Source organism: Natronosporangium hydrolyticum, from assembly GCF_016925615.1.
GTDB lineage: Bacteria > Actinomycetota > Actinomycetes > Mycobacteriales > Micromonosporaceae > Natronosporangium > Natronosporangium hydrolyticum.
Genome location: NZ_CP070499.1, coordinates 1,399,821 through 1,424,066 on the forward strand (window position 1 = coordinate 1,399,821; position 24,246 = coordinate 1,424,066).

At 71.8% G+C, this 24,246-nt stretch carries 19 protein-coding genes; 12 read left to right on the forward strand and 7 right to left on the reverse strand.

The window, feature by feature from the left end:
• The first annotated feature begins 45 nt into the window (after positions 1-45).
• The 6 genes from JQS43_RS06420 to JQS43_RS06445 all read left to right on the forward strand — a co-directional run bounded on the left by JQS43_RS06420 (position 46) and on the right by JQS43_RS06445 (position 7,216).
• The gene (locus tag JQS43_RS06420; RefSeq protein ID WP_239678148.1) at positions 46-939 is read left to right on the forward strand and encodes a hypothetical protein; all 894 of its coding nucleotides are present in this window, start codon (positions 46-48) and stop codon (positions 937-939) included.
• Entirely contained in the window at positions 939-1,604 is a 666-nt protein-coding gene (locus JQS43_RS06425) for a DUF4129 domain-containing protein (RefSeq protein ID WP_239678149.1), read from the forward strand. The genes JQS43_RS06420 and JQS43_RS06425 overlap by 1 nt, the downstream gene beginning before the upstream one ends.
• On the forward strand, positions 1,601-2,905 hold the full coding sequence (locus tag JQS43_RS06430) for a DUF4350 domain-containing protein (protein WP_239678150.1): 1,305 nt from the start codon (positions 1,601-1,603) through the stop codon (positions 2,903-2,905). The genes JQS43_RS06425 and JQS43_RS06430 overlap by 4 nt, the downstream gene beginning before the upstream one ends.
• A 67-nt stretch (positions 2,906-2,972) precedes the next feature.
• The gene (locus JQS43_RS06435) at positions 2,973-3,962 is read left to right on the forward strand and encodes an AAA family ATPase (protein WP_239679333.1); all 990 of its coding nucleotides are present in this window, start codon (positions 2,973-2,975) and stop codon (positions 3,960-3,962) included.
• A 7-nt stretch (positions 3,963-3,969) separates the two neighbouring features.
• Positions 3,970-5,286 (forward strand): DUF58 domain-containing protein, encoded by a 1,317-nt coding sequence (locus JQS43_RS06440; RefSeq protein WP_239678151.1) that lies wholly within the window; start codon positions 3,970-3,972, stop codon positions 5,284-5,286.
• Between the two features lie 193 nt (positions 5,287-5,479).
• Positions 5,480-7,216 carry a S8 family serine peptidase gene (locus JQS43_RS06445; RefSeq protein WP_239678152.1) on the forward strand — a complete coding sequence of 579 codons (1,737 nt, stop codon included), beginning with the start codon at positions 5,480-5,482 and terminating at the stop codon, positions 7,214-7,216.
• Between the two features lie 28 nt (positions 7,217-7,244).
• Here the strand turns inward: JQS43_RS06445 and JQS43_RS06450 are convergent, their stop codons facing one another.
• Positions 7,245-10,031 carry an ATP-binding protein gene (locus JQS43_RS06450; protein ID WP_239678153.1) on the reverse strand — a complete coding sequence of 929 codons (2,787 nt, stop codon included), beginning with the start codon at positions 10,029-10,031 and terminating at the stop codon, positions 7,245-7,247.
• 294 nt (positions 10,032-10,325) lie between these two features.
• Positions 10,326-11,321, reverse strand: a complete 996-nt coding sequence (locus JQS43_RS06455; protein ID WP_239678154.1) for a stage II sporulation protein M — start codon at positions 11,319-11,321, stop codon at positions 10,326-10,328.
• A 125-nt stretch (positions 11,322-11,446) separates the two neighbouring features.
• On the opposite strand from JQS43_RS06455, the gene JQS43_RS06460 reads away from it, so the two are divergent.
• Complete coding sequence (locus tag JQS43_RS06460) at positions 11,447-12,325, forward strand: RDD family protein (RefSeq protein ID WP_239678155.1); 879 nt, start codon at positions 11,447-11,449, stop codon at positions 12,323-12,325.
• On the opposite strand, the gene JQS43_RS06465 is transcribed toward JQS43_RS06460, so the two are convergent.
• Positions 12,304-12,756: a DUF6232 family protein gene (locus tag JQS43_RS06465; protein WP_239678156.1), complete on the reverse strand. Its 453-nt coding sequence runs from the start codon at positions 12,754-12,756 to the stop codon at positions 12,304-12,306. The two genes, JQS43_RS06460 and JQS43_RS06465, sit on opposite strands and share 22 nt — an antisense overlap.
• A gap of 104 nt (positions 12,757-12,860) precedes the next feature.
• Here JQS43_RS06465 and JQS43_RS06470 point away from each other — a divergent pair, with 104 nt between their 5' ends.
• Positions 12,861-13,634 carry an enoyl-CoA hydratase/isomerase family protein gene (locus JQS43_RS06470; protein ID WP_239678157.1) on the forward strand — a complete coding sequence of 258 codons (774 nt, stop codon included), beginning with the start codon at positions 12,861-12,863 and terminating at the stop codon, positions 13,632-13,634.
• Here the strand turns inward: JQS43_RS06470 and JQS43_RS06475 are convergent.
• The gene (locus JQS43_RS06475) at positions 13,621-14,586 is read right to left on the reverse strand and encodes an endonuclease domain-containing protein (protein ID WP_239678158.1); all 966 of its coding nucleotides are present in this window, start codon (positions 14,584-14,586) and stop codon (positions 13,621-13,623) included. The two genes, JQS43_RS06470 and JQS43_RS06475, sit on opposite strands and share 14 nt — an antisense overlap.
• Before the next feature lie 135 nt (positions 14,587-14,721).
• On the opposite strand from JQS43_RS06475, the gene JQS43_RS06480 reads away from it, so the two are divergent.
• Positions 14,722-16,341 carry an acetolactate synthase gene (locus JQS43_RS06480; protein ID WP_239678159.1) on the forward strand — a complete coding sequence of 540 codons (1,620 nt, stop codon included), beginning with the start codon at positions 14,722-14,724 and terminating at the stop codon, positions 16,339-16,341.
• 417 nt (positions 16,342-16,758) lie between these two features.
• Here the strand turns inward: JQS43_RS06480 and JQS43_RS06485 are convergent, their stop codons facing one another.
• Both JQS43_RS06485 and JQS43_RS06490 read right to left on the reverse strand, forming a co-directional pair.
• A complete protein-coding gene (locus JQS43_RS06485) occupies positions 16,759-17,304 on the reverse strand; it encodes a DUF2703 domain-containing protein (protein WP_239678160.1) in 546 nt (181 codons plus the stop codon).
• Positions 17,301-17,672, reverse strand: a complete 372-nt coding sequence (locus JQS43_RS06490) for an ArsR/SmtB family transcription factor (RefSeq protein WP_239678161.1) — start codon at positions 17,670-17,672, stop codon at positions 17,301-17,303. Before JQS43_RS06490 ends, JQS43_RS06485 begins: the two co-directional genes overlap by 4 nt.
• A 186-nt stretch (positions 17,673-17,858) precedes the next feature.
• Here JQS43_RS06490 and JQS43_RS06495 point away from each other — a divergent pair, with 186 nt between their 5' ends.
• Positions 17,859-20,279, forward strand: coding sequence for a Tex family protein (locus JQS43_RS06495; protein ID WP_275581035.1), 2,421 nt, complete (start codon positions 17,859-17,861; stop codon positions 20,277-20,279).
• A gap of 33 nt (positions 20,280-20,312) precedes the next feature.
• On the opposite strand, the gene JQS43_RS06500 is transcribed toward JQS43_RS06495, so the two are convergent.
• Positions 20,313-21,248 carry a GntR family transcriptional regulator gene (locus JQS43_RS06500; RefSeq protein ID WP_239678162.1) on the reverse strand — a complete coding sequence of 312 codons (936 nt, stop codon included), beginning with the start codon at positions 21,246-21,248 and terminating at the stop codon, positions 20,313-20,315.
• A gap of 165 nt (positions 21,249-21,413) precedes the next feature.
• On the opposite strand from JQS43_RS06500, the gene JQS43_RS06505 reads away from it, so the two are divergent.
• Together JQS43_RS06505 and JQS43_RS06510 are read left to right on the forward strand one after the other, a co-directional pair.
• Entirely contained in the window at positions 21,414-22,508 is a 1,095-nt protein-coding gene (locus JQS43_RS06505; RefSeq protein ID WP_239678163.1) for a fatty acid desaturase family protein, read from the forward strand.
• A gap of 169 nt (positions 22,509-22,677) precedes the next feature.
• Complete coding sequence (locus tag JQS43_RS06510) at positions 22,678-23,889, forward strand: alpha/beta hydrolase family protein (RefSeq protein ID WP_239678164.1); 1,212 nt, start codon at positions 22,678-22,680, stop codon at positions 23,887-23,889.
• The last annotated feature ends 357 nt before the right edge of the window (positions 23,890-24,246 follow it).

Sequence of the window (24,246 nt, forward strand, 5' to 3'; positions counted from 1 at the left end):
TGGCGGGGCTGTGCCAGGATGAGCCGACCGTTGTCGGGAGGACCCGTGAGCCAGGCTAGCCAGCCGGGGGAGGTGCCGCTGCGCCCCGGCACCTTCGGCGAACTGCTCGACGCCGGGGTGGCGGTGCTGCGTACCCGGTGGCGGTGGCTGCTGCCGTTCGGGCTGCTGCTGGCCACGGTGGAGCAGCTGGTGTTGTTCCCGCTGCGCCGGTTGGCCGACCTGGACCTGCGGTATCTGCCGGCCGACGATCGGTGGCACAGCTGGATGCTGCTGGTGGTGATCGGGTTGGCCACCGAGGCGTTCGTGATCGCGCTGCTGGCCGGGGCGGCGGGGCGGGGTATCCCGCGGGCGCTGCTGGGCCGCGGCGCGCCAGCGCCGCCGACCGGCGCCCGGCCGGTGCTGGCGCTGTTGCTGGTGGCGGGTTCGGTGGCGCTGCTGCTGGGGCTCGCCGCCGCGACAATCTTCGGCTGGCCGGCGACCCTCTACCTGCTGGCGCCGTTGACGCTGGGGCTCTGCGCCTGGGTCTACGGGGCCGCCGGGTCGGCGCCGCTGGTGGTGATGGTCGAGCGGCGCGGCCCGGTCGCGGCGCTGGGTCGCTCGCTGGTGTTGGCACACCGTGGGGTGCTGCGGGTGCTGCTGATCCGGGTGCTCGCCTACCTCGCCTGGGGGGTGATCAGGGTGGCGTGGGGCTTCGGCCTGCTCGGCCTGATCGGGTTGTTCTACGTCTCCCCGCACACCACGATGGACAACATCCTCACCGGCGTGGTCTTCCTACTGATCAACGTCCTCGCCTATCCGATGCTGGGGAGCTTGGACGCGTCGCTGTACGTCGCTGCGCGGGTCCGCACTGAAGGGCTCGATCTGGCGTTGCGGCGGGCGGTTGCCCGCCGGGTCGATCCGACGCCGGTGTTGGCGCCGACCGCCGGAGCGGGGCCCTGATGCGTTGGTGGCACGAGTCCGTGGCGACCGTCGGCGATCTGGTGCCCGGTGGGGTGCCGGTGCTGGGGGTGATCCTGACCCTGGTGACGGTGCTCGGTACCACGCTGTGGTTCTTCTACCCGGAGTGGTTGCCGCGCTGGCGACGGCCGGCGCGGCAGCGCGGCGATCGGCGGCGGTGGCGGTGGCGGCGGCGCCGGGGCACCGAGCGGTCCGGCCCCCGCTGGCGGTGGCGGGGCCTGTGGCGGTGGGGGCGGTTCCGGCTGCGCTGGCGGCGTCGGCGCCGCACCGCGGAGCCGCCGCCGGCCGAGCCGGCCCCGGCCGACGAGCTACCGCTGACCCCCGCCGCCGAGCTGGCGGTGAGCGCGGATCAGTTGGCCGCACAGGGCCGGTACGCGGAGGCGGTGCGGGAACGGCTGCGCGCGATCGTCCGGGAGCTGGTGGAGCGCCAAGTGCTGGGGTACCAGGCCGGATGGACGGTCACCGAGTTGGCGGCCGCGGGCGGGGCGGCGGTGCCGGCCGCCGCGGCACCGCTGGCTGCGGCGAGTGAGACCTTCTCGCGGATCTGGTATGGACATCGCCCGGCCGGGCCGGCCGAGGATGCGGCGATGCGTAACTATGCTGCCGAGGTGACGGCGGCGTTGTCGGCGCGGGAGGTGCCGGTGTGAGCGCACCGCCAGCTACGCCGGCCCGGCCGGCGGTGGGCCCGAAAGAGCGCCGGGGCCCCGGTCGGTTCCGCCGCCGGTGGTACCGGTTGGCGATCCCGGCTGCGGTCTTCGCGTCGCTGGTCGTCGCGACCCTGGTGGCGTGGTCGGCCGAGACCCCCTCGCTGGCGGATCCGCAGGTGTTGACCCCAACCGGCGCCGGGCCGGACGGCTCCAGCCAGCTGGCCGAACGGCTGGCCGCCGAGGGGGTGCGGGTCGAGTTCGTCACGGACCGGGGGGAAGCCGACACGGCGCTGCGGCGAGACGGCGCGGCCGTGCTCTTCGTGCCGAAGCCGACGATCGAGGCGGCCCAACTGGTCCGGACCCAGTATTGGCGGGCCGAGGGCGACCGGGTGGTGCTGGTGGCGCCCAGCCCCGCCGAGCTGTGGTGGAGCGGGCTACCGGCGCGGTACCAACCGTCCCGCTGGGCAGCTCGCGCGGCGCCGCCGGAGTGCGAGGTGCCGGAGGCGGTCGCGGCCGGTCCGGCCGCGGTCGAACGCCGTCGGTATTCGGCCCCGGACCCGGCGGGGATCTGTTACGGCGGTGGCCTGGTCCGGGTGGGCGACTCTGGTTCGGAGGCGTTTGTGGTCGGAGCCAGCGACCCGTTCCGCAACGACCGGATCGATGAGGCCGGCAACCAGCGGCTCGCCCTGGAACTGCTCACCGGGCGGGACCGGGTGATCTGGTTCGACGCGCTCGCCGCCGAACCGGCCGAGGCTCCGCCGCCCGCCGATCCCGAGTCGGAGCCGGAACCCCGGTCCCGGGGCGAGCTGGATCGCAGCGGTGGCAACGCATTCGCCGGCCTGGTCAACGGTTACCCAGCCGGGGTGTTGGCGGGGTTGACGTTGGCGTTGTTGCTGGCGGTACTGGTAGCCGTGGCCCGCGCCCGCCGGCTCGGCGCACCGGTCCGGGAGCCGCTACCGGTGTCGGTGCCGGCGGTGGAGGCTGTCGTCGGTCGTGGCCGGCTCTATCACCGCAGCCGGGGTCGCGCCGCGGCGCTGCGCACGCTGCAGGCGGCGGCGGTCGAACGGTTGGCGCGCGGCCTGGGGCTACCCTCGGCACCGGAGCGCGCGGCGGTGGTCGCGGCGGTGTCCGCCCACTGTGGGATGAGCAGTGCGGAGGTCGAGCGCCGACTGTACGGTCCAGCGCCGGCCAGCGACGAGGAGTTGACCAGCGCGGTGGCGGCGGTGGACGAGTTGGTTGCCACAGTCGCGCCGCGCGCCGGTGACGACCGGTCCGGTCCGAACCATTTCGAGAGGAGCTGACGTGACTGAATCCGCAGCCGAGCCGGCGGCGGGGCCGGCGCGGGGGAGCGTGGTGGTGGTGCCGCCGATGCCGGCGGCGCCGCCCGCCGGCGGGGAGGCGAGCGAGGCGCAGCAGGCGCGGGCCGCGTTGAACCGGGTCCGGGCCGAGATCGGCAAGGTGGTGGTGGGCCAGGAGTCGGTGGTGACCGGCCTGGTGCTGGCCCTGCTGTGCCGTGGTCATGTGCTCCTTGAGGGCGTCCCCGGGGTCGCCAAGACGCTGCTGATCCGGGCGATGGCGGCGAGCCTGCAGCTGGACGCCAAGCGGGTGCAGTTCACCGCTGACCTGATGCCGGGAGATGTCACCGGGTCGCTGATCTTCGACGCGCGGACCGCCGCGTTCGAGTTCCGGCAGGGGCCGGTCTTCACCAACATCCTGCTCGCCGACGAGATCAACCGCACGCCACCGAAGACCCAGTCGGCGCTGCTGGAGGTGATGGAGGAGCGGCAGGTGACGGTGGAGGGCCGCGCCCGACCGTTGCCGGAGCCCTTTCTGGTGGCCGCCACCCAGAACCCGATCGAGTACGAAGGCACCTACCCGCTGCCGGAGGCGCAACTCGACCGGTTCCTGCTGACGGTCACCGTGCCGCTGCCCAACCGGGACGAGGAGATCGGCGTGCTCCGCGCCCACCATCACGGATTCGACCCGCGGGACCTGGCCGGGGCCGGAGTCCGCCCGGTCGCCGGGGCGGCGGACCTGGCGGCTGCCCGGTCGGCGGTCGGTACGGTCTTCGTCGCCGACGAGGTGCTCGGCTACGTGGTCGACGTGTGCCGGGCCACCCGGAACGCACCGTCGATCGAGTTGGGCAGTTCACCGCGGGGCGCCACCGCCCTGCTGGCCGCCGCGAAGGCGCGGGCGTGGCTGGCCGGTCGGGACTTCGTCACCCCTGACGACGTGAAGGCGGTGACCCGGCCAGCGCTGCGGCACCGGATCAGGCTGCGCCACGAGGCGACGCTGGAGGGCACCTCGGTGGACACGGTCCTCGACGCGCTCCTCGCCACCGTCCCCACCCCACGCTAGGCGTCCGATGCTGACGCTGCGAGCACCGTTGGTGCTGCTGTTGCTGGCCGCACCGGGGCTGTTTACCCCGGTGGCGTGGTGGTGGCTGCTGGCGGCGGTGGCGGTGACGGCAGTGGCGATCGGCGGCGACCTGCTGCTGGCGGGCGCGGTGGGCCAGCTGCGGGCAACTCGGGCCGGCGATCGCCGGGTACGGTCCGGGGAGTCGGCGACCGTGACGTTGACGCTGCACAACCGCGGCGTGCGGCCGGTCTTCGGCCGGGTGCGCGACGCGTGGGTGCCCTCGGCCGGAGCGGCGAGCACGCCCGCCCCGGCCGAGCCGGTGCTGATCCCGCCGGGGGAGGTGCTGACCGTGACGACCGTGCTGCGCCCCCGGGGCCGGGGCGAACGGCCGGCCGGCCGGGTGACGGTCCGTTCCTATGGCCCACTTCGGTTGGCGTACCGGCAGACCAGCCGGCGGGGATCGGCGCGGCTCACTCCGCAGTGGAGCTTGCGGGTGTTGCCGCCGTTCCATTCCCGGCGGCTGCTCCCGGAGAAGCTCTCGCGGCTGCGGGCGCTGCAGGGGCTGCGCACCACCCATGGTCGGGGCCACGGCACCGAGTTCGATTCGCTTCGCGAGTACGTCGTGGGCGACGACATCCGGTCGATCGACTGGCGCGCCACCGCCCGGGCCGAACATGTGACCGTCAAGACCTGGCGGCCGGAGCGGGACCGGCGGGTGCTGTGCGTACTCGACACCGGCCGCACCAGCGCCGCCCGGGTCGGTGACGAACCCCGGTTGGACGCCGGGATCGACGCCGCCCTGTTGTTGGCCAACCTGGCGGTCACGACCGGCGACCGGGTCGACCTGCTGGCGATGGACCAGCAGCTGCGGGCCAGCCTCAAGGGGGGCCACCGGTCGACGGTGGCGGCGCTGATGGACGGGCTGGCGACGCTGTCGCCGACGCTCGTCGAGACCGACTACCGGCGGTTGGCGGCGGAGGTGCTCTCCCGCGCTCCCCGCCGTTGCCTGGTGGTGCTCTTCACTACGCTCGAGCCGGCCGCGTTCGCTGCCGGGCTGCTGCCGGTGCTGCCGTCGCTGCGCGCCCGCCACCTGGTGGTGGTTGCGTCGGTCGCCGACCCGGCGGTCCCCGCCCTCGCCGCGCAGCGGGGGGAGGTGGCCGACATCTACACCGCCGCGGCCGCGACCCGGACCTTGGCGACGTCGGACCGGCTGCACCGGGCGCTCGACCGATACGGGGTACCGGTGGTCAGCGCGCCACCGGAACGCTTCGCCAGCGCGGTCGCCGATGTCTACCTTGACCTAAAGGCCGCGGGCCGACTGTGACTCCGGAGCCCTCGATCGCATCGACCGGCATTTTTTAGGTAGTTACTACTGATTGCATGCTCGTCTATTTCGGGCGACGGTGACCCTACATCGGGAGCCCGCCGGGTAGGACGCGTCAGACCACGCGCCCCAAGCCGATGGGTGCCCACTGTCCGTCCCGAGGAGGGGAAGCCACATGCGCAGCCACGTTCCGATGCGTGGACGAACCGGCGTTCGGCGCCGGCTACTGGCGGTGGGAGCCGCCAGCGGCCTCGTCGTCGCCGGGTTGACCGCTGGCACCACCCACGCCAGCGCCAACCCGGGGTTCGCGCCAGCGAACGTAGACCCCGAGGTCTACGCCGCACTGGAGACCGACGAGGTAACGGAATTCTTCGTCTACCTGACCGAGTCCGCGGATCTCTCCGCGGCTCGTACCATCGACAACAAGGTAGACAAGGCTAGCTACGTCTACGACGAGCTAACCACAGTGGCCGAACGCAGCCAGGTCGACGTGCGGGCCACGCTCGACGCCGCAGAGGCACCGTATACGAGCTTCTGGATCGCCAACACCCTGCTGGTGACCGGGGATCGGGAGCTACTGACCGAGTTGTCCGAGCACCCGGACGTGGCGCGGATCGAGCCGCACCGCGACTTCGCACTGATCGAACCGGTGGCGATCGAAGCGGACACCGAAGCCGCGATCAACCAGGTCGAGTGGGGCGTAGCGAACATCAACGCCGACCAGGTGTGGGCCGACGGGATCACCGGTGAGGGGGTGGTCGTGGCCAGCATCGACACCGGAGCCCAGTACGACCACCCGGCGCTGGTCGACCAGTACCGCGGCACCGCCACCGGCAGCCACGACTACAACTGGTTCGACCCGGCCGGCATGTGTACGCCCGGGGTGCCGTGTGACAACAACGGCCACGGCTCCCACGTCACCGGCACCATGGTCGGTGACGACGGGGGCAGCAACCAGATCGGGGTGGCGCCGGGGGCACAGTGGATCGCTGCCAAGGGTTGTGAATCCAGCTCCTGCTCGAGCGCTTCGCTGCTCGCCTCCGGGCAGTGGATGGTGGCGCCGACCGACGTCGACGGGAACAATCCGGACCCGTCGATGGCCCCCGACATTGTCAACAACTCCTGGGGCGGCGGTCGCGGTGACACCTGGTACCAGGCGACCATCGACGCCTGGATCAGCGCCGGTATCTTCCCCATGTTCGCCGCCGGCAACGCTGGTCCAGCCTGCAACACCGCGAACTCCCCTGGCGACAACATCCCGGCGTACGCGATCGGCGCCCACGATGTCAACAACAGCATCGCCAGCTTCTCCAGCCGGGGCGCCTCCGGTATGGACAGCAGTGTGGTTAAGCCGAACGCCTCGGCCCCCGGGGTGAGCGTCCGCAGCGCGGTGCCGACCAACGGCTACTCCAGCCTCAGCGGTACCTCGATGGCGAGCCCGCACGCGGCCGGGCTGGTCGCGTTGGTGTGGTCGGCCGCGCCCGACCTGCACGGGGACATCGACGGTACCCGGGAGGTCCTGGACACCACCGCCCAGAGCACCGCGAACAGTCAGTGCGGCGGCACCGATGACAACAACAACGTGTTCGGTCAGGGCCGGCTCGACGCGCTCGCCGCGGTGACCGCCGCGACCGGTGGCGACCCGGGTGACCCCGGTGACCCGGGCGACCCCGGTGACCCACCGTCGCTGGAGGCACAGTTCAGCCACTCCTGCGGCGGATTCCTGATCATCTGGTGGTGTTCCTTCGACGCGAGCGCGTCCACTGGCGACATCACCAGCTACAGCTGGGACTTCGGGGACGGCGGCACCGGTGCCGGGCAGTCCACAACGAGGTTCTACAGCTCTGCGGGTACCTACAGTGTGACGCTGACGGTGGCCAACGCCGATGGTGAGAGCGACTCGCTCACCCAGTCGGTGCCGGTGCCGTAGCCCGGCATACCGTACCGCGGGCCGGGCGCTATCCGTCAGCGTCCGGCCCGCTCTCGGTGAGCGTCCGCCGGGAGGGCAGGCCGAGCTTGCGGAGGACCCGGGCCACGTGCGCCTCCACCGTCCGCGGTGACAGGAACAGCGCCTCGGCCACCTCACGATTAGTCAATCCACTACGGACAAGGCGGACCACCTCCTCCTCCCGGGGGGAGAGCTGGCCGCCGTACCCGCGGCGGCCGCGGCGGTGGGGCAGCCGGCCGCCGAGGCTTCGCAACAGCTGCCGACAGCGGCCGAGGTCCCAGCTCGCCCGCAGCGACTCGAACCGGCGCACCGCCTCAGCGAGCGGGGCATCGCCGTCCGCCCCCAGCGCCACGAGACACCGGCCCTGCGCCTCGTAGGCGAGCGCCGCCGCGTACGGTCGGGGGAGCGCGTCGTACCCGCGGGCAGCCTCCGCGTGCTGTTGCGCGGCGGTCGCCAGCTCGCCGGCGGCCTCGGCGGCTAGCGCCCGGCCGGCGAGTAGCGCCACGTCCGCCAGCGGCGTCTCCCGGCCAGCGAGCCCCTCGGCCACCTCCGCCAGTAGCTTCTCGGCCGCCCGGTGGCCGTTGCCGGCCCGGGCGACGACGGTTACCGCGATGGGCAGCAGCTCCGCCGCCCAGCACCAGGCCCCTTTGTCCCGTACCAGCGCCAGGCCCCGGCTGATCTGGTGGTAACCCCGCCGCCAATCACCCTCGACGGTGGCCAGCCGGGCCAGCCCGCCGTGGCCCGCCACCGCGACCGGGATCGAACCGGCGCACTGTCCGAGATGGTCGCGGGCGGCGCGCAGGTCGCCGGTGGCCATGGCGAGACTGCCCAGCACCAGCCTCGCCTCGGCGGCGACCGCGGGAACGTCGGCGTTCTCCGCCGCTACCTGGCGGGCACGGGCCGAGAGCCCTTCCCACTGCCCGGTCGCCAGGTCGTGCATCAGGGCGGTGCCGGTCAGGGCGCAGCCGAGGTAGCTGCCGGGCGAGTCGGTCACCAACCGGCCGGCGGCGTCCAGCAGCATGTGCGCGTCGGCGTACCGCCCGACGCAGACCGCGGCCCAAGCACCGTTGACATAGAGCAGCGGCTGCGCCTCAGCGTCGAGCAGGCGCCAGCCGGCCGGGTCGCCGGTGGAGATCAGCGCCGCGGCCCGGTTGGCGACCACTACCGCGGTCACGTCCGAGTCGCTAGCGTGCGCTGCGGTCTCGCCGGCCCGGGCCAACCACCGCAGATGGTCCGGAAGCTGCTGCCGGTCGGTCAGGTACGGGGCGCCGAGGCTCGCCATCGCCCGGGCCGCCAACTCGGGACGGTGGCTGAGTTCGTCGACCGCCTGCTCCAGCTCGGCCCGGCCCGCCTCGGTCTGCCGTACCTGATTGCGGAGCAGCACCCCAAGGTAGAGCCGGAGTTCGCCGCGGGCTGCGGTGGGGAGGTCGGCCTCGGCGAGGGTGTGGCGGAGGATAGTGATGGCTTCGCTGTGGTTCAGCCCGGTCAGCGCCGCCTGCCCGAGCTTGAGCGCGATCCGTACCCGGGCGTCGAGGTCCAGGTCGGCCCGGGCCACCACCTCCTGCAGCAATTGCGCGGCGGTCTCATCGTCGCCGAGGTCGATCGCCTGGTCGGCGGCGGCCTCGGCGTAGTGTTGCCACTCGGTGTGCAGGCCGGCGTGCCGACAATGATGGGCCAGTTGCCCGAGCGGGCGCGGATCCAGATTCATCAGGGCGGCGACGGCGCGGCGGTGCAGCGCGCGTCGCGTCGGCTCGGAGAGTGAATCGTGGACCGCCTGGCGGGCGAGGCCGTGCCGGAAGCCGTACCGATCACCCGGGCCCGGGCCCAGGAGCCCGCGGCCGATCAGCTCCGCGAGCGCGGCGGGGCAGTGACGGGCGGTGACGCCGGCTACCCGGCACAGGGTGCCCTCGGTCGCCGGGTTGGTCAAGATGGCCGCGGCGTACAGCAGCCGCCGGGCGGAGCGGCTGAGCCGGCTCGACCGCTCCAGCAGGGCGTCGCGCAGCGCCGTGGGGACGGTCAGCGCATCCGGTAGCGGCACCAGCGCTGGATCGGTGGCTCGCCGTTGCCGGTCCCGGAGTAGCCCGAGCGACTCCTCGACCGCGAGCGGTAGCCCCATGGTCTGGGCGTGCAGGTACTCGGCGAACCCGCCAGTGGGGGCGGGATAGTCGACGGCGGCGACGAGTTCGGCGACCTGGTCGACGGTGAGCGGCGTGAGGGCTAGCCGCAGCGGGGAGCAGGCCGCGGGGAGCACGATGGTGGGGGCGTCGGGGTCGGCCAGGTCTTCGCGGCGGTAGCTCAGCACCAGTCGTAGGTGCTCCGGCAGCCGGTCGGCGAGGAACCGCAGTAGCTCTCGGGTGCCGCTGTCGAGCCAGTGCAGGTCATCAAGGACCAGCACCGCCGGCCCCAGGCCGGCGAGCAGATCGCGCAGACCGCGGAAGACCCGGTGCCGCTCCTGCCGTCGGTCGCCGAGCGGCGCCAGCGGCGGCGGGAGCCGATCGGCCAGTTCGGGCAGCAACGGCCGGAGCGCCCCGGTGACGGGCGAGAGCGGCGTCGACTCCGGCAGGTATCTGCCCGCGTCGGCCAGCGCCTCGATGACCGGGCCGAACGGGAGCGGCTCGCGCAGCGGGCTGCACTGGCCGGTGAGCACGGCGGTGCCGCGCAGCTCCGGTTCGGCGAGCCATTCCTTGATCAGTCGGGTCTTGCCTACCCCGGCCTCGCCCTCGATGAGCACGACTGCGGGTGGCTGGCGGGCGGCTTTCCGGAGCTCCGCGAGCTGTGGTTCGCGCCCGACCAGCACCGGCGAGACCAGCCGGGTGGGCGGGGCGTGGGCAGGTCCCGTTGGCCGAGGCCAGAGTGGCGTAGGGGAATCGCTTATGAGCGGCATCGGCCCTCCCACCAGGGTTGCGAGACATGTCCGTACTGCCGGCAATGCCGGCTCCCCCGTGGTCGGTCGCCAGCTTAACGGTTGCTCACCATGGTCGGTTTAGTCAAGCCGCATCGGCCGAACAGATAGGTTGCCCGGATATGTCCCGGCTCTGCCTGGGCCGGTGTGGGGCGATGTGCCGCTGGGGCGACGACCGCGACACAGTGGTCAGCTGCTCGCGGGGACGGCGGCGGGCCGGTCGAACCGGTCTACGTCGCTGCTCGCCCCGCCCCGGACCGCCGCCGCCCCGAACCACCAGACGTAGGCCACGAATCCGAGCCACACCAGCGTCCCGATCGCCAACCGCAGCTCGATCGGCCACGGCGCCGGCGTTATGAACGCCTCCACCAAGGCGCTGACGAACAGCACCGGCACCAACCCCAGCGCCACCGCCATCCCGGCCCGGCCACGGGCGCCCACCGCCTCGGTCCGGCTCCAGTCGGCGCCAGGGGCGATCCAGGCCCAGCCGATCCGCAGCCCCACCCCGGCGGCGATGAAGATGGCGGTGAGCTCCAGCAGCCCGTGGATCAGCAACAGTTGGAAGAACAGGTCGCCGCGGCCACTACCGAGCATCGCGCCGCCGACCAGCCCGAGGTTCTCGGCGTTATACCAGAGCAGCAGCAACACCGGGAAGATCAGGATGCCGCCGGCCAGACAGATCGCGGCTAGGTACGCGTTGTTGGTCCACACCCCGACTGTGAAATTCTGCGGTTGGTAGGTGCTGTAGTAATCCTCGAACCGGTGATCCACCAGCTCCTGCAGCGCCGGGGCGGCGAAGAAGCGGCCCGGATCGGCGGCGACGGTCGCCATCCGGACCCCACTGAGCGCCACGAACGCCGCCGCCACGCCGAGCGACCAGCGGGCGGTCCGGAAGACCTCACCCGGAAAGGTCACCAGGAAGAACCTGGCGACATCGGCCGGCGCCAGCCGCCGTGTCGGGGTCAACGCCGCCCGGGACGCGAAGACCAGCTGCGACAGCCGCGCCACCACCGCCGGATCCGGTGCCTGGCTGCGCACCGTGGACAGGTGGGTGGCGGCCCGGTGATGCAGCGCCACCAGCTCGTCGATCTCGGCCGGGGTCAACCGGCGGCGGGGCTTGCGCGTCAGCTGCTGCAGCCGGCGCCACTCGCCGCTGTGAGCGGTGACGAAGGCGTCCAGGTCCACCCGGTCTCCTCCCGGTCCCGCGGCACGGTAGCGACCGGCCGGCGATGGTGCGCGCCCCAGCAGGGTACCGATGCGAGACAATGGCCGCGAGAGCGTCACGGCGGGAGGGGGCGGCGGTGTCGGTGATGACCGGGGACGCAGTCGCGATGGAGATCCGGGTCGCCCGACCCGCCTCCCGGGCCCTCGCGCTCCTGGTCGACCTGTTCGCGCAGGTGTTGCTGTGGCTGACGCTGCAGCTGCTGGGCGTCTTCGTGCTGCTGCTGCTGGCTAGCCTGGGGTTGGCCGAGTGGCCGCTCTGGCAGGCGATGGCGATCGTGATCACGGTGGTGGTCTTCGTCGGTTACCCCACCGCCATGCTCACGCTCACCCGTGGGCGGACCCTCGGCAAGCTCGCGCTGGGGCTCCGGGTGGTACGCGACGACGGCGGACCGGTGGGTTTCCGGCACAGCTTCACCCGGACCCTGGTCGGGGTGGCGGTGGAGTTCCCCGCGGTGGTGCTGCCGTTCGGCGGTTGGATCCTCAGCGTGCTGTTGATGACCACGCATCCGCGCAGTAAACGGCTCGGCGACCACGCCGCCGGGACCTTCGTGATCCACGAGCGAACTCCCCCCACCGGGCAATGGCTGCCGGCGATGCCGCCCCGGATGGCGATCTGGGCCGCCACCCTGGACCTCTCCCGGGTCGACGACGAGTTGGCGCTCACGGTGCGGCACTTTCTGGGCCGGACGCGGTCGCTCGCCGAGCCGGCCCGCAGCCGGTTGGGCGAGCAGTTGGCGCGGGAGATCGCCCAGGCGACCAGCCCGCCGCCGCCGGCCGGCACGGCCGGCTGGGAGTATTTGGCGGCGGTGCACGCGGAGCGGCACGACCGCGCCATGCGGCGAGTCCGGGGCGTGCCGGGAGCCGGTCACCCGGTCTGGTCGGAGCTGCTGGCGGTTACCGCCCCACCCCGCCCGCCGAGCCCTACCAGCCCGAACCCGGCTGGTCAGGCGCCCGCGGCGCGCTGAACTGCCCGGTAGATCCGGCCGAACCGGGCCGCGTCCCGGGTCTCCAACAGCCGCACCGCCACCCCGTTGTGCTCCACCCACAGCTCATGCCGGTAGAGGCCCCGGTCGAATGAGTCGTCCAGCTTGCTCAGCACCGGGTCCCACAGTGGCCCGATGCCCAGCACGCCGAGCAGCACCGACGCGGCGGCGATCGTGATCCGGGTGCCGAACGAGACGTCGAGCGTGAAGGCGGCCACGAACCCGAGCAGGGCGCCGATCAGCGGCAGCACGTAGGTGAGGCTCCAGCCGCCCCGGCCGACGATCTCCCGCCACGACCGCTGGTCCCGCTCGAACCACACCCGCCGTACCTGGTCGAGCCGGTAGCGCCGGCCGTCCACTTCGATGGCGGTGGAGGTCACCTGGACAGCCGGGTCCTGGTAGTAAACGATCATGAGGTAGCGAGAAGAGGAGGCATGACCCGAAACAGCCTAACGGTCGCTGATCAGCTGTCGCATAGGCTGTCCGGACGCCACATTCACGATCTGAGGAGGCGAGCGTGAGCGACCCCGTACGGCTGGAGATCCACGACGGCATCGGCACCATCCGGTTGGCCCGGCCACCGATGAACGCCCTGAACACCGAGGTCCAGGAAGGCATCCGAGCGGCCGCGGCGCAGGCCACGGCGTCGCCGGAGGTCGCCGCCGTGGTGGTGTACGGCGGCGAGAAGGTCTTCGCCGCCGGCGCCGACATCAAGGAGATGGCCGACATGTCGTACGCGGCGATGTCCGCCCGGGCCGGGGCCCTCTCCAGCGCCTTCGATGCCGTGGCCCGGATCCCGAAGCCGGTGGTGGCGGCGGTGACCGGGTTCGCGCTCGGCGGCGGCTGCGAGCTTGCGCTGGCCTGCGACTGGCGGGTGGTCGCCGACGACGCCAAGCTGGGCCAGCCGGAGATCAAGCTGGGGGTGATCCCGGGCGCCGGCGGCACCCAGCGGCTGGCCCGGCTGGTCGGCCCGGCCCGCGCCAAAGAGCTGATCTTCTCCGGTCGGATGGTCGAGTCGGACGAGGCGTTGGCGATCGGGCTCGCCGACCGGGCAGCGCCGGCCGGCGAGGTCTACGAGCAGGCGGTCGCCATGGTCCGGCCGTACGTCGGCGGCCCGGCGCAGGCGCTGCGGGCGGCGAAGCTGGCGATCGACGGTGGCCTGTCGATGGATCTCGCCGCCGGGCTGGCCTGGGAGAGCCAGCTCTTCGCCGGCCTGTTCGCGACCGCGGACAAGCGTGAAGGGATGGCGGCGTTCGTCGAGAAGCGGCCACCCCACTTCACCGGGGAGTAGCCTCCCACCCGGCCGCCGCGAGCGCCCGAGCGATCTGTTCGGCGACCTCAGCCGGACGGTGCCGGATCTGGTACGCCGAGAAGCGGAGAATCCGATCGCCGCGGACCCAGACGTCATTCTGGCGGCGCATGTCCGCCTCCCAGTGGCGTACCTCAAGATGATGCGCACCGTCCACTTCGACCTGCAGGGCCCACCGGGGCCAGTACGCGTCCAGAAACCGGAGCCGGCCGGACTGGTCCCGGCGGCGTTGCTGCCGTTCCGGCAGCGGCAGCCGGTAACGTCGACACAGCCGGACCAGGTCGATCTCGGCCAGCGACTCCGAGCCGCCCGCCAGATCGCCGATCGTCTCCACGGCCAGCGCCCGCCGCTTGGAGCGGGGCAGCTCGGAGAGCACCGCCTGGACCTCGGCGAGGGTGACCCGACGCTGCTGAAACGCCGACGCGAGCACCACCCGGCCTTCGTCTGAGGTTCGGGCCCAGGCGACGGCGTCCGCCACCGCCCTCGGCAGGCTTGTCCGGGTCGGTCGGCCCCGTTGCAGATGCGCGGCTGGCAGCAGCGTGGTGCGGTGGACCGCCACGCCGGCCATGTCCGGCGGCAGCCGGGGGAGGGTGGTCGCCCGCCGTCGCTGAGCCGGAATTAGCACATGGATCGGGTCGTTCCGGAGTCCTCGGACGCCACCTTCGGTCGCGGCAGTGGCTCCCGCCAGCACCGCCCCCGGCCCTGCCGCTAGGACGGCAGCCCAGAGCTGCTGTGGCCGGGTGAGGTCGCCGTTGCTGGTCAGCAGGATGCCCCGGGCGAGGCTGCGCCAGCGGCCACTGCTTACCCGCCCCCGAACCCGGCCGGGGGAGAGGTGGCGAACCGCTTGGGCGTGCGTGAGCACTCCAGACTGCTCAAAGATGAGCCATTCGAGTTCGCCGGCTTCCGGCCCCGGTATCCGCCAGTGATTGGCCACCTACCGAGTGTCCGGGATGCCCGCCACCCCACTGGGATCTTGGAGACTTGTTGTTCATATAGAACGACAACTCTCCAAGATCTCCACGGCGGGCTTCGCCGGCTCCACCCTCCGGTGACCGGGTAGGCTGCGCGGATGGGAGAGCAGATCGAAGGGCATGGCGGAGCGCTGGCGCTGGCGGCGCTGCGGGCGTACGGCGTCGAAGAGATCTTCACCCTCTCCGGCGGGCACGTCTTCCCGGTCTACGACGCGGCGCACACCACCGGGGTGCCGATCTACGACGTGCGGCATGAGCAGACCGCGGTCTTCGCCGCCGAAGCGGTGGCGAAGCTGCAGCGGCGACCCGGCGTGGCGGTGCTCACCGCCGGCCCCGGCGTGACCAACGGCATCTCCGGCCTGGCCAGCGCCTCCTTCAACGGCTCCCCGGTGCTGGTGCTGGCCGGCAGGGCGCCGCAGTTCCGGTGGGGCGCCGGCAGCCTGCAGGAGATCGACCACCTGCCGATCGTCGCACCGGTCACCAAGTACGCAGCCACGGCGCCCTCGGTCGAGGAGGTCCCGACGACCATCGTCGAGGCGCTGCGGGTCGCGCTCACCCCGCACCGGGGACCGGCCTTCGTGGACGCGCCACTCGAGGTGATCTTCTCGACCGGTGCGGGGCCGGCACCCGAGGCGGCACCGGTGCCGGTGATCGAGCCGGACCCGGCCGAGTTGGCGAAAGCAGCGGCGCTGCTCGCCGGGGCCGAGCGTCCGGTGATCCTAGCAGGCTCCGATGTGTACACTGGTGACGCGGTCGCGGCGTTGCGGGAGTTGGCCGAGGCGGCGAAGGTGCCGGTCTTCACCAACGGCATGGGGCGTGGCGCGCTGCCGCCGGGGCATCCGCAGGCTTTCTCGAAGGCTAGGCGGCCGGCCTTCGCCGGCGCAGACCTGGTCGTTGTGGTGGGGACCCCGCTCGACTTTCGACTCGGCTTCGGCGACTTCGGCGCCGCGCAGGTGATTCACATCGTGGACGCGCCCTCGCAGCGCGCCGAGCACGTCTCGGTGGCTGCCGCGCCCGTCGGCGACCTGCGGCTGATCCTGACCGCGCTCGCCGACCACAGCGGCGGCCGGGACCGGAACGGCTGGTTGGCCGAGCTGCGAGCCGCCGAGGAGACGGCCGAGGTGAAACACGCCGAGGAGATGGCGGCCGACACCGACCCGATCAAACCGGCTCGGGTCTACGGGGAGCTGCGCAAGGTGCTCGACCCGGACGCGGTCACCATCTGCGACGGCGGCGACTTCGTCTCCTACGCCGGCCGGTACCTGACCCCGGCCACCCCCGGCAGCTGGCTCGACCCCGGCCCGTACGGCTGCCTCGGCACCGGCATGGGGTATGCGATGGGCGCCCGGGTCACCCACCCGGACCGGCAGATCTGCGTCCTGCTCGGCGATGGCGCCGCCGGGTTCTCGCTGCTGGACGCGGAGTCGCTGGTCCGGCAAGGGTTGCCGGTGGTGATGGTGGTCGGCAACAACGGGGTGTGGGGGCTGGAGAAGCATCCGATGCAGGCGCTGTACGGCTACGACGTCGCCGCCGACCTGCAGCCCGGCCTGCGCTACGACCAGGTGGTGGCGGCGCTGGGCGGCGCGGGGGAGACGGTGTCGAAGCCTTCGGAGCTTGGTCCCGCGCTGCGCCGGGCGTTCGACGCCGGGGTGCCGTACCTGGTGAACGTACTGACCGACCCGGCCGACGCCTACCCCCGCTCCTCGAACCTGGCCTGAGGTGCGTTCGGATCGATCTTCCTGCTGACCCAGTTCCTACAGATCGTCCAAGGTTACTCGCCGCAGCAGGCAGGCCTGCGGATGCTTCCCTGGACCGCCGCGCCCGCTGCTGGTAACGCCGTTGCTCGGGGCGCTCACCGACCAACGGCGGGCGGCCGTTCGTCATCACTGGATTCCTGACCATGGCGGCCGGGCTCGGCTGGTTCGCTCTGGTCGCCGACCCGGCAGTCAGCGCCGCCGCAGGCGTTCACCGACGGAATTGTGCCCGCACTCTGGCTGGCGGTCGGCAGCCTACTGGCCGCGGCGTTGCTCAGTTAGTCCGGTGCCTAGGGCGGGCGCGGTCTGGGGATGGGAGTGGCGGTCAGAGCCACCAGACCCATCCCCAGACCGCCGGGGTCGCGTCGGGAGCGCGGTAACTCAGCCGCATCCGGAACTGGTGCCGCAGGATGCTGCTCCGGTCGCCGACGGCTCGGCGGCCGGAGCAGTCTGCAGGTAGCGGCGGACATACGGAGCGGGCCCACCGTTGGTCAGGTAGTCACTTACCGCTCGGCTGCGGGCGGCCAACGCCTGCACCAGGAGGTCCACCACCGCCGGGAACGGGGTCGAGGCGGTTTCTCCGCCGCGCCAGTGCCATTGCCGGGTCTCCGACTCGTCCTGATGCGACGGAGTCAGTTCGAGGCCCTCGGCGCGGATGGTGGGCGACGCGACGATCCTGTGCTGCAGCGCCTCGGCCCATGTGCTCACGGCCCGCGGCGCGACCTCGATGGCGAGGCCGAGTCGTTCGGCGACCGGCCGGACGGCGTCGATCGCGTCGGTCACCGCGGTGAGGGTGGCATCGCAGGAGCCGCAGGAGTCCTGACCGTCCATGGCGACCGTCCAGTACTCGACGCTCAACCGGCCGACGGTGGGTGTCTTCGCCGGCGGCCCGGCCGTGACTGGCTCTGCGGTGGTGGTGAGGGTCATCGGTCTTCTCCTTCGGTAGCGGTGGCGGCACACGTGTCGTGGCCGTGAAAGTCGTCGCGGGCACGTTCCAGCGCGTCGGCGATGCCGCGGAGGACCTCGGCGACGGCGTCGAACTGGACTTCGTAGAGCACGGAGCGGCCCGCCTTGGTCGCCTTCAGTACGCCGGCTGCGCGCAGCAGCGCCAGGTGCCGGGAGACCACGGACAGGTCTACGTCGAGGCACTCGGCCAGCTCCGAGACGGAGCAGGCGCGACAACGCTCGGCCAGCAGGTCGAGCAATCGGACCCGGGTCGGATCCCCGAGCGCTCGGAAGAGGTGGTGGGACAGGACTGTTCCGAGGTCGCCGCCCTCGAGGCTATCTTTGCTCACTTGTGCAAGTATGCAAGCAAAGTCGCCGAGGGGCAACCCGGTTTCCGAGACATTCCGGCTGGGATCGGGCGAGTGCCGTGCCCCTTGTGTCGGTCGGCACCAATAGACTGTGCGGCGGTCCGGTGATGGCCGCTCGGCGGCGATCGCCGGCCACCGGTCGTGTCAGTCGTGTTTGGAGCCAGAATCGTGACGGTAGCGAGCCCGCCCAAGTCCGTGCCGCAGCGGATCGCCGAGGAGTTGTCCGTCCCGGAACGGCAGGTGGCGGCGGCGGTCGCGCTGCTCGATGGGGGCGCCACCGTGCCGTTCGTCGCCCGCTACCGCAAGGAAGCCACCGGCGGCCTCGACGACGCCCAACTGCGTACGCTGGAAGAACGCCTCGGCTACCTGCGGGAGCTGGACGAGCGGCGGGAGGCGGTCGTGGCCTCCATCCGGGAGCAGGGCAAACTCACCGACGAGCTGCTCAACCAGCTGATGGCGGCCGAGACCAAGGCCCGGCTGGAGGACATCTACCTGCCGTATAAGCCCAAGCGGCGGACCAAGGCGCAGATCGCGATCGAGGCCGGGCTGGAGCCGCTGGCCGACGCGCTGCTCGCCGACCCCGGGCAGGAGCCAGCCTCGCTCGCCGCCGGGTACGTCGACACCGAGAAGGGGGTGGCCGACGCCACCGCCGCCCTCGACGGGGCCCGTTCGATCCTGATCGAACGTTTCGCCGAAGATGCGGACCTGATCGGTGGGCTGCGGGAGCGGATGTGGGAGCAGGGCCAGTTGGTCGCCAAGGTCAAAGATGGCCAGGAGCAGGCCGGGGCCAAGTTCGCCGACTACTTCGATTTTCAGGAGCCGTTCACCAGCCTGCCCTCGCACCGGATCCTGGCGCTGTTCCGGGGTGAGAAAGAAGAGGCGCTGGAGCTGACCCTGCAGCCGGAGGAGGTGCCGGACGAGGCGCCGGCCGGGCCGACCAGCTACGAGCGGGAGATCGCCCGCCATTTCGACATCTCCGACCAGGGGCGTCCCGCCGACCGGTGGCTCGCGGACTCGGTTCGGCTGGCGTGGCGTACCCGGGTCCTGGTCCGGCTGTCGGTGGATGTGCGGCTGCGGCTGCGGCAGGCTGCCGAGGACGAAGCCGTCCGGGTCTTCGCCGCCAACCTGCGCGACCTGCTGCTGGCCGCGCCGGCGGGCAGCCGGCCCACGATGGGCCTGGACCCGGCGTACCGGACCGGGGTGAAGGTGGCGGTGCTCGACGCTACCGGCCGGGTGGTGGCGACCGAGGCGGTCTACCCGCACCAGCCGCAGAACCGCTGGCAGGAGTCGCTGGCGACGCTTGCCCGGTTGGTCCAGGAACATCAGGTCGAGCTGATCGCGATCGGCAACGGCACCGCCTCCCGGGAGACCGACAAGCTCGCCGGTGACCTGGTCAAAGGGCTTCCGCAGGCAAACCTGACCAAGGTGATGGTCTCCGAGGCGGGGGCGTCGGTCTACTCCGCCTCCTCGTACGCCTCCCGGGAGTTGCCGGATCTGGACGTGTCGCTGCGCGGGGCGGTCTCGATCGCCCGGCGGCTGCAGGACCCGCTCGCTGAGCTAGTCAAGATCGACCCGAAGTCGATCGGGGTCGGGCAATACCAACATGACATCACCGAGACCAAGCTCTCCCGCTCGCTCGACGCGGTGGTGGAAGACTGTGTGAACGCGGTCGGGGTGGATCTCAACACCGCCTCCGCCCCGCTGCTGGCCCGGGTCTCCGGGGTCAGCGCTGGGCTGGCCGAGGGGATCGTGGCGCATCGCGACACCAACGGCGCCTTCCGATCCCGGAAGGCGCTCGCCGCGGTGCCGAGGCTGGGGCCCAAGGCATTCGAGCAGTGCGCCGGCTTCCTGCGGGTCACCGGCGGCGACGACCCGCTCGACGCCTCCGCGGTCCATCCGGAGGCGTACCCGGTGGTGCGGCGGATCAGCGCCGTCACCAACTGCGAGGTGCAGCAGCTGATCGGCAACACCGCGGTATTGCGCAAGCTGAAGCCGCAGGAGTTCGTCGACGACGCGTTCGGGCTGCCGACCGTCACCGACATCCTGGCCGAGCTGGACAAACCCGGTCGCGACCCGCGACCCGCCTTCCGCACGGCGGAGTTCGCCGACGGAGTAGAGAAGGTCGCAGATCTCAAGCCCGGCATGGTGCTGGAGGGCTCGGTCACCAACGTCGCGGCGTTCGGCGCCTTCGTCGACGTCGGGGTGCACCAGGACGGCCTGGTGCACGTCTCGGCGATGTCGAAGCAGTTCGTGAAGGACCCGCGCGAGGTGGTCAAGCCGGGCGACGTGGTGAAGGTGAAGGTGCTCGACGTCGACGTCGCGCGCGCCCGGATCTCGCTCACGCTGCGGCTCGACGACGAGGTGACCGCGGGTCAGGAGAGCGGCGACGGTCAGGACGCCGGCGGCCGGGGCCGCGGCGGCGGTCAGCCTGGCCGGCAGCGACAGTCGGGCGGCCGGCAGGGTGGCGGTGGTCGGCAGAGTGGCGGCCGGCAGGGTGGCGGGGGTCAGCAGAGCGCGCCGCCGGACACCGCGCTCGCGGACGCGCTGCGCCGGGCGGGCCTCGGCGGCTCGCAGCCGCCGCGCCGCTGACCGGGGGAGCCGCTCAGGGTAGTTGACGGGCCGCTACTGGGCGGGCCGCCGTCGGGCTACCGCCTCGACGCCGTCGAGCAGGAGTTCCAGGCCGAGCTCGAACAGGTCGTCCAGGTCCAGGTCGTAGCCGGGCAGCGAACCGAAGTGGCCGAAGATCTCGGCGAAGTGCGGGACGCCCGACATGAACTCGGGGTCGCCGGTGCGCGGTAGATACTGCAGGTCGGCCCACTCCTCCGCGGAGATGCCGGTCTGCGAGGCGGCCTCGGCTTCCCGCTCGAAGTTGGCGGACAGGCCGACAATGTGGTTGTACAGCAGCACCTGCACGTCGAACCGCAGCTTCGGCGGCAAGCCGAGGTCGGCGAGCGCACCCAAGATGCGGTCGGTCACCGTGAGCAGGCCGGGCAGCGGTAGCGGCCGGGTCAGCGGCTGGATCTGACCCAGCCACGGATGAGCCCGGTGCACCCGCCACAGCGCCCGGCTCAGTTCCTCGATCCGCGACCGCCACGAGCCGGCCACCTCCTCGGCGAGCGGCATCGCCCGGTAGACCCGGTCGGCCATCGCGCTCAGCAGTTCGTCCTTGCTGTCGACGAAGCGGTAGAGCGACATCGGCGCCGCCGAACACCGGCCGGCCACCGCCCGCATCGAGACCCCTTTGAGCCCGTCCGCGTCGGCGATCGCGATCGCCTCGCGTACCACCTGGTCACGGTCGAGTTCGCCCCCGGCCTCACCCGGCGTACGATAGCCGTGGCGGGGCGCCACCACCGTGCCGGAACGCGGACGGGTGACGACCAGGCCATCGGCGCGGAGGACCTCAAGTGCCTTCGTTGCTGTGGCGAGTGCCACACCAAATTCCCGGGCGATATGACGAGTGGACGGGACCTTGTCACCCGGGGTGAGCTCCCGATCGGCGATCCGCCTGCTCAGCTCGGCGGCGATGCGGGCGTACGGCGGCTCGGTCGGACCGGGCACGGCAGCCCCCTCTCTCTCGATCTGTGCTACGACAGATGCCCCGTCCCACGAACCGGTTGGGGGTTGACTGTCCTAGGTCAGATAGACAGTGTACTTGCAGTTCAAGCGGCGCTTGCTGCGGTTCGACGCAGAAGCGACGTACAGTGTATTCGGAGAATCTTGCTTATGTCCATCGATCCCGGGTCAGCCACCTCGACTGTCTCCCCGTCCCGATCCCCCCGGAACCCCTCCGCTGCGAGCTTTCTCGAACTCTCCCGGCAGGTGAAGGACGACGGCCTGATGAACCGCCGACTCGGCTGGTACGCCGGCCGCGCCGGCCTTTTGGTGGCCGGCTTCGCCACCGCTGGCGTGCTGCTGTTCACGCTCGGACGCAGCCCCTGGCAACTCGCGGTCGCGGTCTTCGTCGGCGTGCTGTTGACCCAGACCGCGTTCCTCGGCCACGACGCCGCGCACCACCAAGTCTTCGCCTCGGGGCGGCGCAACGAGTGGTTCTCCCGGATCGTCGGCAACCTGGTCGTCGGACTAAGCCATGGGTGGTGGAGCCGCAAACACAGCAAGCATCACGCCCACCCCAACACCATCGGCAAGGACGGCGACATCGCCACCGGCGCGCTCGTCTTCGACCCCGCCGACGCGCCCGCCCGTACCGGCCTGCTCGGGTGGATCACCCGCCGCCAGGGGTGGCTCTTCTTCCCGATGTTGACCTTGGAAGGGCTCAATCTGCACGTGGGCGCCGTCCGGACCATCGTCGGTCAGCGCGGTGTAAAACACCGGGCAACCGAGGCGGCGCTGATCTGCGTTCGGCTGCTCGGATTCCCGGCGCTGGTGATCGTCCTACTCGGGCCGGCGCTGGGGCTGGCGTTCCTGGCGATCCAGCTCGCCACCTTCGGGGTCTACATGGGTGCCAGCTTCGCGCCTAACCATAAGGGGATGCCGTTGCTCGGCAAAGAGGTCACCATGGATTTCCTGCGCCGGCAGGTGTTGACCTCTCGCAACATCCGGGGCGGTCGGTGGTTGACCTGGGGCATGGGCGGCCTGAACTTCCAGATTGAGCATCACTTGTTTCCGCGGATGCCGAGCATGAACCTGCGCCGGGCACAGCCGACCGTCCGGCGGCTCTGCGCTGAGCTTGACATCCCCTACACCGAAACCGGGCTGGCCGCCGCGTACGGGATCGTCGTCGGCTACCTCAACCGCGTTGGGCTCGGGTACGCCGACCCGTTCGACTGCCCCTTCGCCGCCCAGTACCGCCCAGTGTGACCCCCGCCCGGCGGGCCGGCCCGCCGGGCCCGCCGCCCCGCCGCCCGGCCGCCCGGCCGCCCGGCCGATCATGAGCGTGTTAGCAGAAACGCCTGGCGAGTCTGTAAACACGCTCATGATCGGCGGAAGGTGCCTATACTGGATGTAACGGGATGAAAGGGACATCGGTGTGGGGTGGTTCTTCGACGATCCGTTGCATGAGGAGTTCGCGACCGGTTTGGGGCTTGGGCTGATCTCGCATGGTGGCGGCGAGCCCGGGGAGGTCCGCGCCATCTGCGCCCGGATCCGGGACGGCGACGACGACTCCTGGTACGAGCAGTGGACCGGGGCGGCCGACCGGCTGGTGGCGACCGGGGACACCGCCGCCGAAGCGGGCCGCTCGGTCAGCGCCCGGGAGGCGTATCTGATCGGTGCCCTCTACTACGGAATCGGCTACCACCCGCTCTTCGGCGGGCCACCGGTCGACGAGCGGCTGCGCTCGGCCTTCGACCGGCAGCGGAACGCGTTCAGCCGGGCGGTGGCGCACCTGGACCCACCCCCGGAACCGATCGGGATCCCGTTCGAGGGAGCCAGGCTGCCGGCGTACCTGTGCCGGAGCCCGCTGCCCGGTCGCCGGCCGCTGCTGGTGGCGACGAACGGGTACGACGCCACTCTCCACGAGATGTACTTCGCGCATGCGGTCCCGGCGGTGCGCCGCGGCTACCACTGCCTGATCTTCGATGGTCCCGGGCAGGGGGCGGTGCTGTACGAGCAGGGGGTGCCGCTGCGGCCGGACTGGGAGACCGTGGTGGCTGCCGTGCTCGACGCCGTGATCGGAGGTGACGGCATCGACCCGGACCGGGTCGCGCTGGTCGGCTGGAGTCTTGGTGGCTACCTCGCGCTGCGGGCGGCCAGCGGCGAACCGCGCCTCGCTGCCTGCGTCGCCGACCCCGGGCTATACAGCATCGCCACTCCGATGATCGGGGCGCTGCGGGCGGCCGGCGTCCCGGACTCGGCGCTGGAGCACTTCCCTCAGCTCAGCGAATCGGTGTTGCGACCGGTCGCGGCCGCGATCGAGCAGGACCGGGGGCAGCGCTGGAAGATCCAGCAGCGGGGGTTCTGGGCGCACGGCGTCACCGACCTGGCCGGCTACCTGGCGGCGGTCGCGCCGTTCACCCTGGCGGGGCGGGTGTCGCAGATCCGTTGCCCGACGCTGATCACGGTCGCCGAGCACGATCCGCTGGCCGCCGGTGGCCCGGCCACCTACGACCAGTTGGTCGGGGAGCGGCGGCTGGTGCGGTTCAGCCAGGCCGAGGGTGCCGATATGCACTGTGAGCTGCTCAATCGGACCCGGTACGACCAGCGGGTCTTCGACTGGCTGGACCAGGTCCTAGCCCGTTGACCTTGGCCACTGTCGGCACGGCCGCGATGCCGCTCGCCCGGTAGGTCGAGGGGTGGGTTCGGCCAGCGTCCACACTAGACTAGCCTGGTGGCAGCAGATTGCCAGTTCACAGGCTTGTCTTAATTAGCCAGCAGAGTCCCATGCGCCCGCGCTGGCCAATTCAGTTCTGGCGAACTCTTCCTATCCCAGTTGATGATCTTGACTTGTGTAGAGGGCGGGTCGCTTCGTGGCCTACGAGACCTGCGAGCACAAACGGAGCAGCGCCCGGCCGGCGCCGGGCCGGTGCCGGCCGGGTTCCGGCGGCGAACCCCTGGACAACGGCGCCCGGTCAACACCGGCCGACCGGCGGGTGGACGC

Bases quoted from the DNA above. Each gene is read 5' to 3' on its own strand.
- JQS43_RS06480 (WP_239678159.1), top strand. From the start codon at position 14,722: ATGGGAGAGCAGATCGAAGGGCATGGCGGAGCGCTGGCGCTGGCGGCG.
- JQS43_RS06465 (WP_239678156.1), bottom strand. From the start codon at position 12,756: ATGATCGTTTACTACCAGGACCCGGCTGTCCAGGTGACCTCCACCGCC.
- JQS43_RS06460 (WP_239678155.1), top strand. From the start codon at position 11,447: ATGACCGGGGACGCAGTCGCGATGGAGATCCGGGTCGCCCGACCCGCC.
- JQS43_RS06485 (WP_239678160.1), bottom strand. From the start codon at position 17,304: ATGACCCTCACCACCACCGCAGAGCCAGTCACGGCCGGGCCGCCGGCG.
- JQS43_RS06505 (WP_239678163.1), top strand. From the start codon at position 21,414: ATGTCCATCGATCCCGGGTCAGCCACCTCGACTGTCTCCCCGTCCCGA.
- JQS43_RS06425 (WP_239678149.1), top strand. From the start codon at position 939: ATGCGTTGGTGGCACGAGTCCGTGGCGACCGTCGGCGATCTGGTGCCC.
- JQS43_RS06440 (WP_239678151.1), top strand. From the start codon at position 3,970: ATGCTGACGCTGCGAGCACCGTTGGTGCTGCTGTTGCTGGCCGCACCG.
- JQS43_RS06445 (WP_239678152.1), top strand. From the start codon at position 5,480: ATGCGTGGACGAACCGGCGTTCGGCGCCGGCTACTGGCGGTGGGAGCC.
- JQS43_RS06435 (WP_239679333.1), top strand. From the start codon at position 2,973: ATGCCGGCGGCGCCGCCCGCCGGCGGGGAGGCGAGCGAGGCGCAGCAG.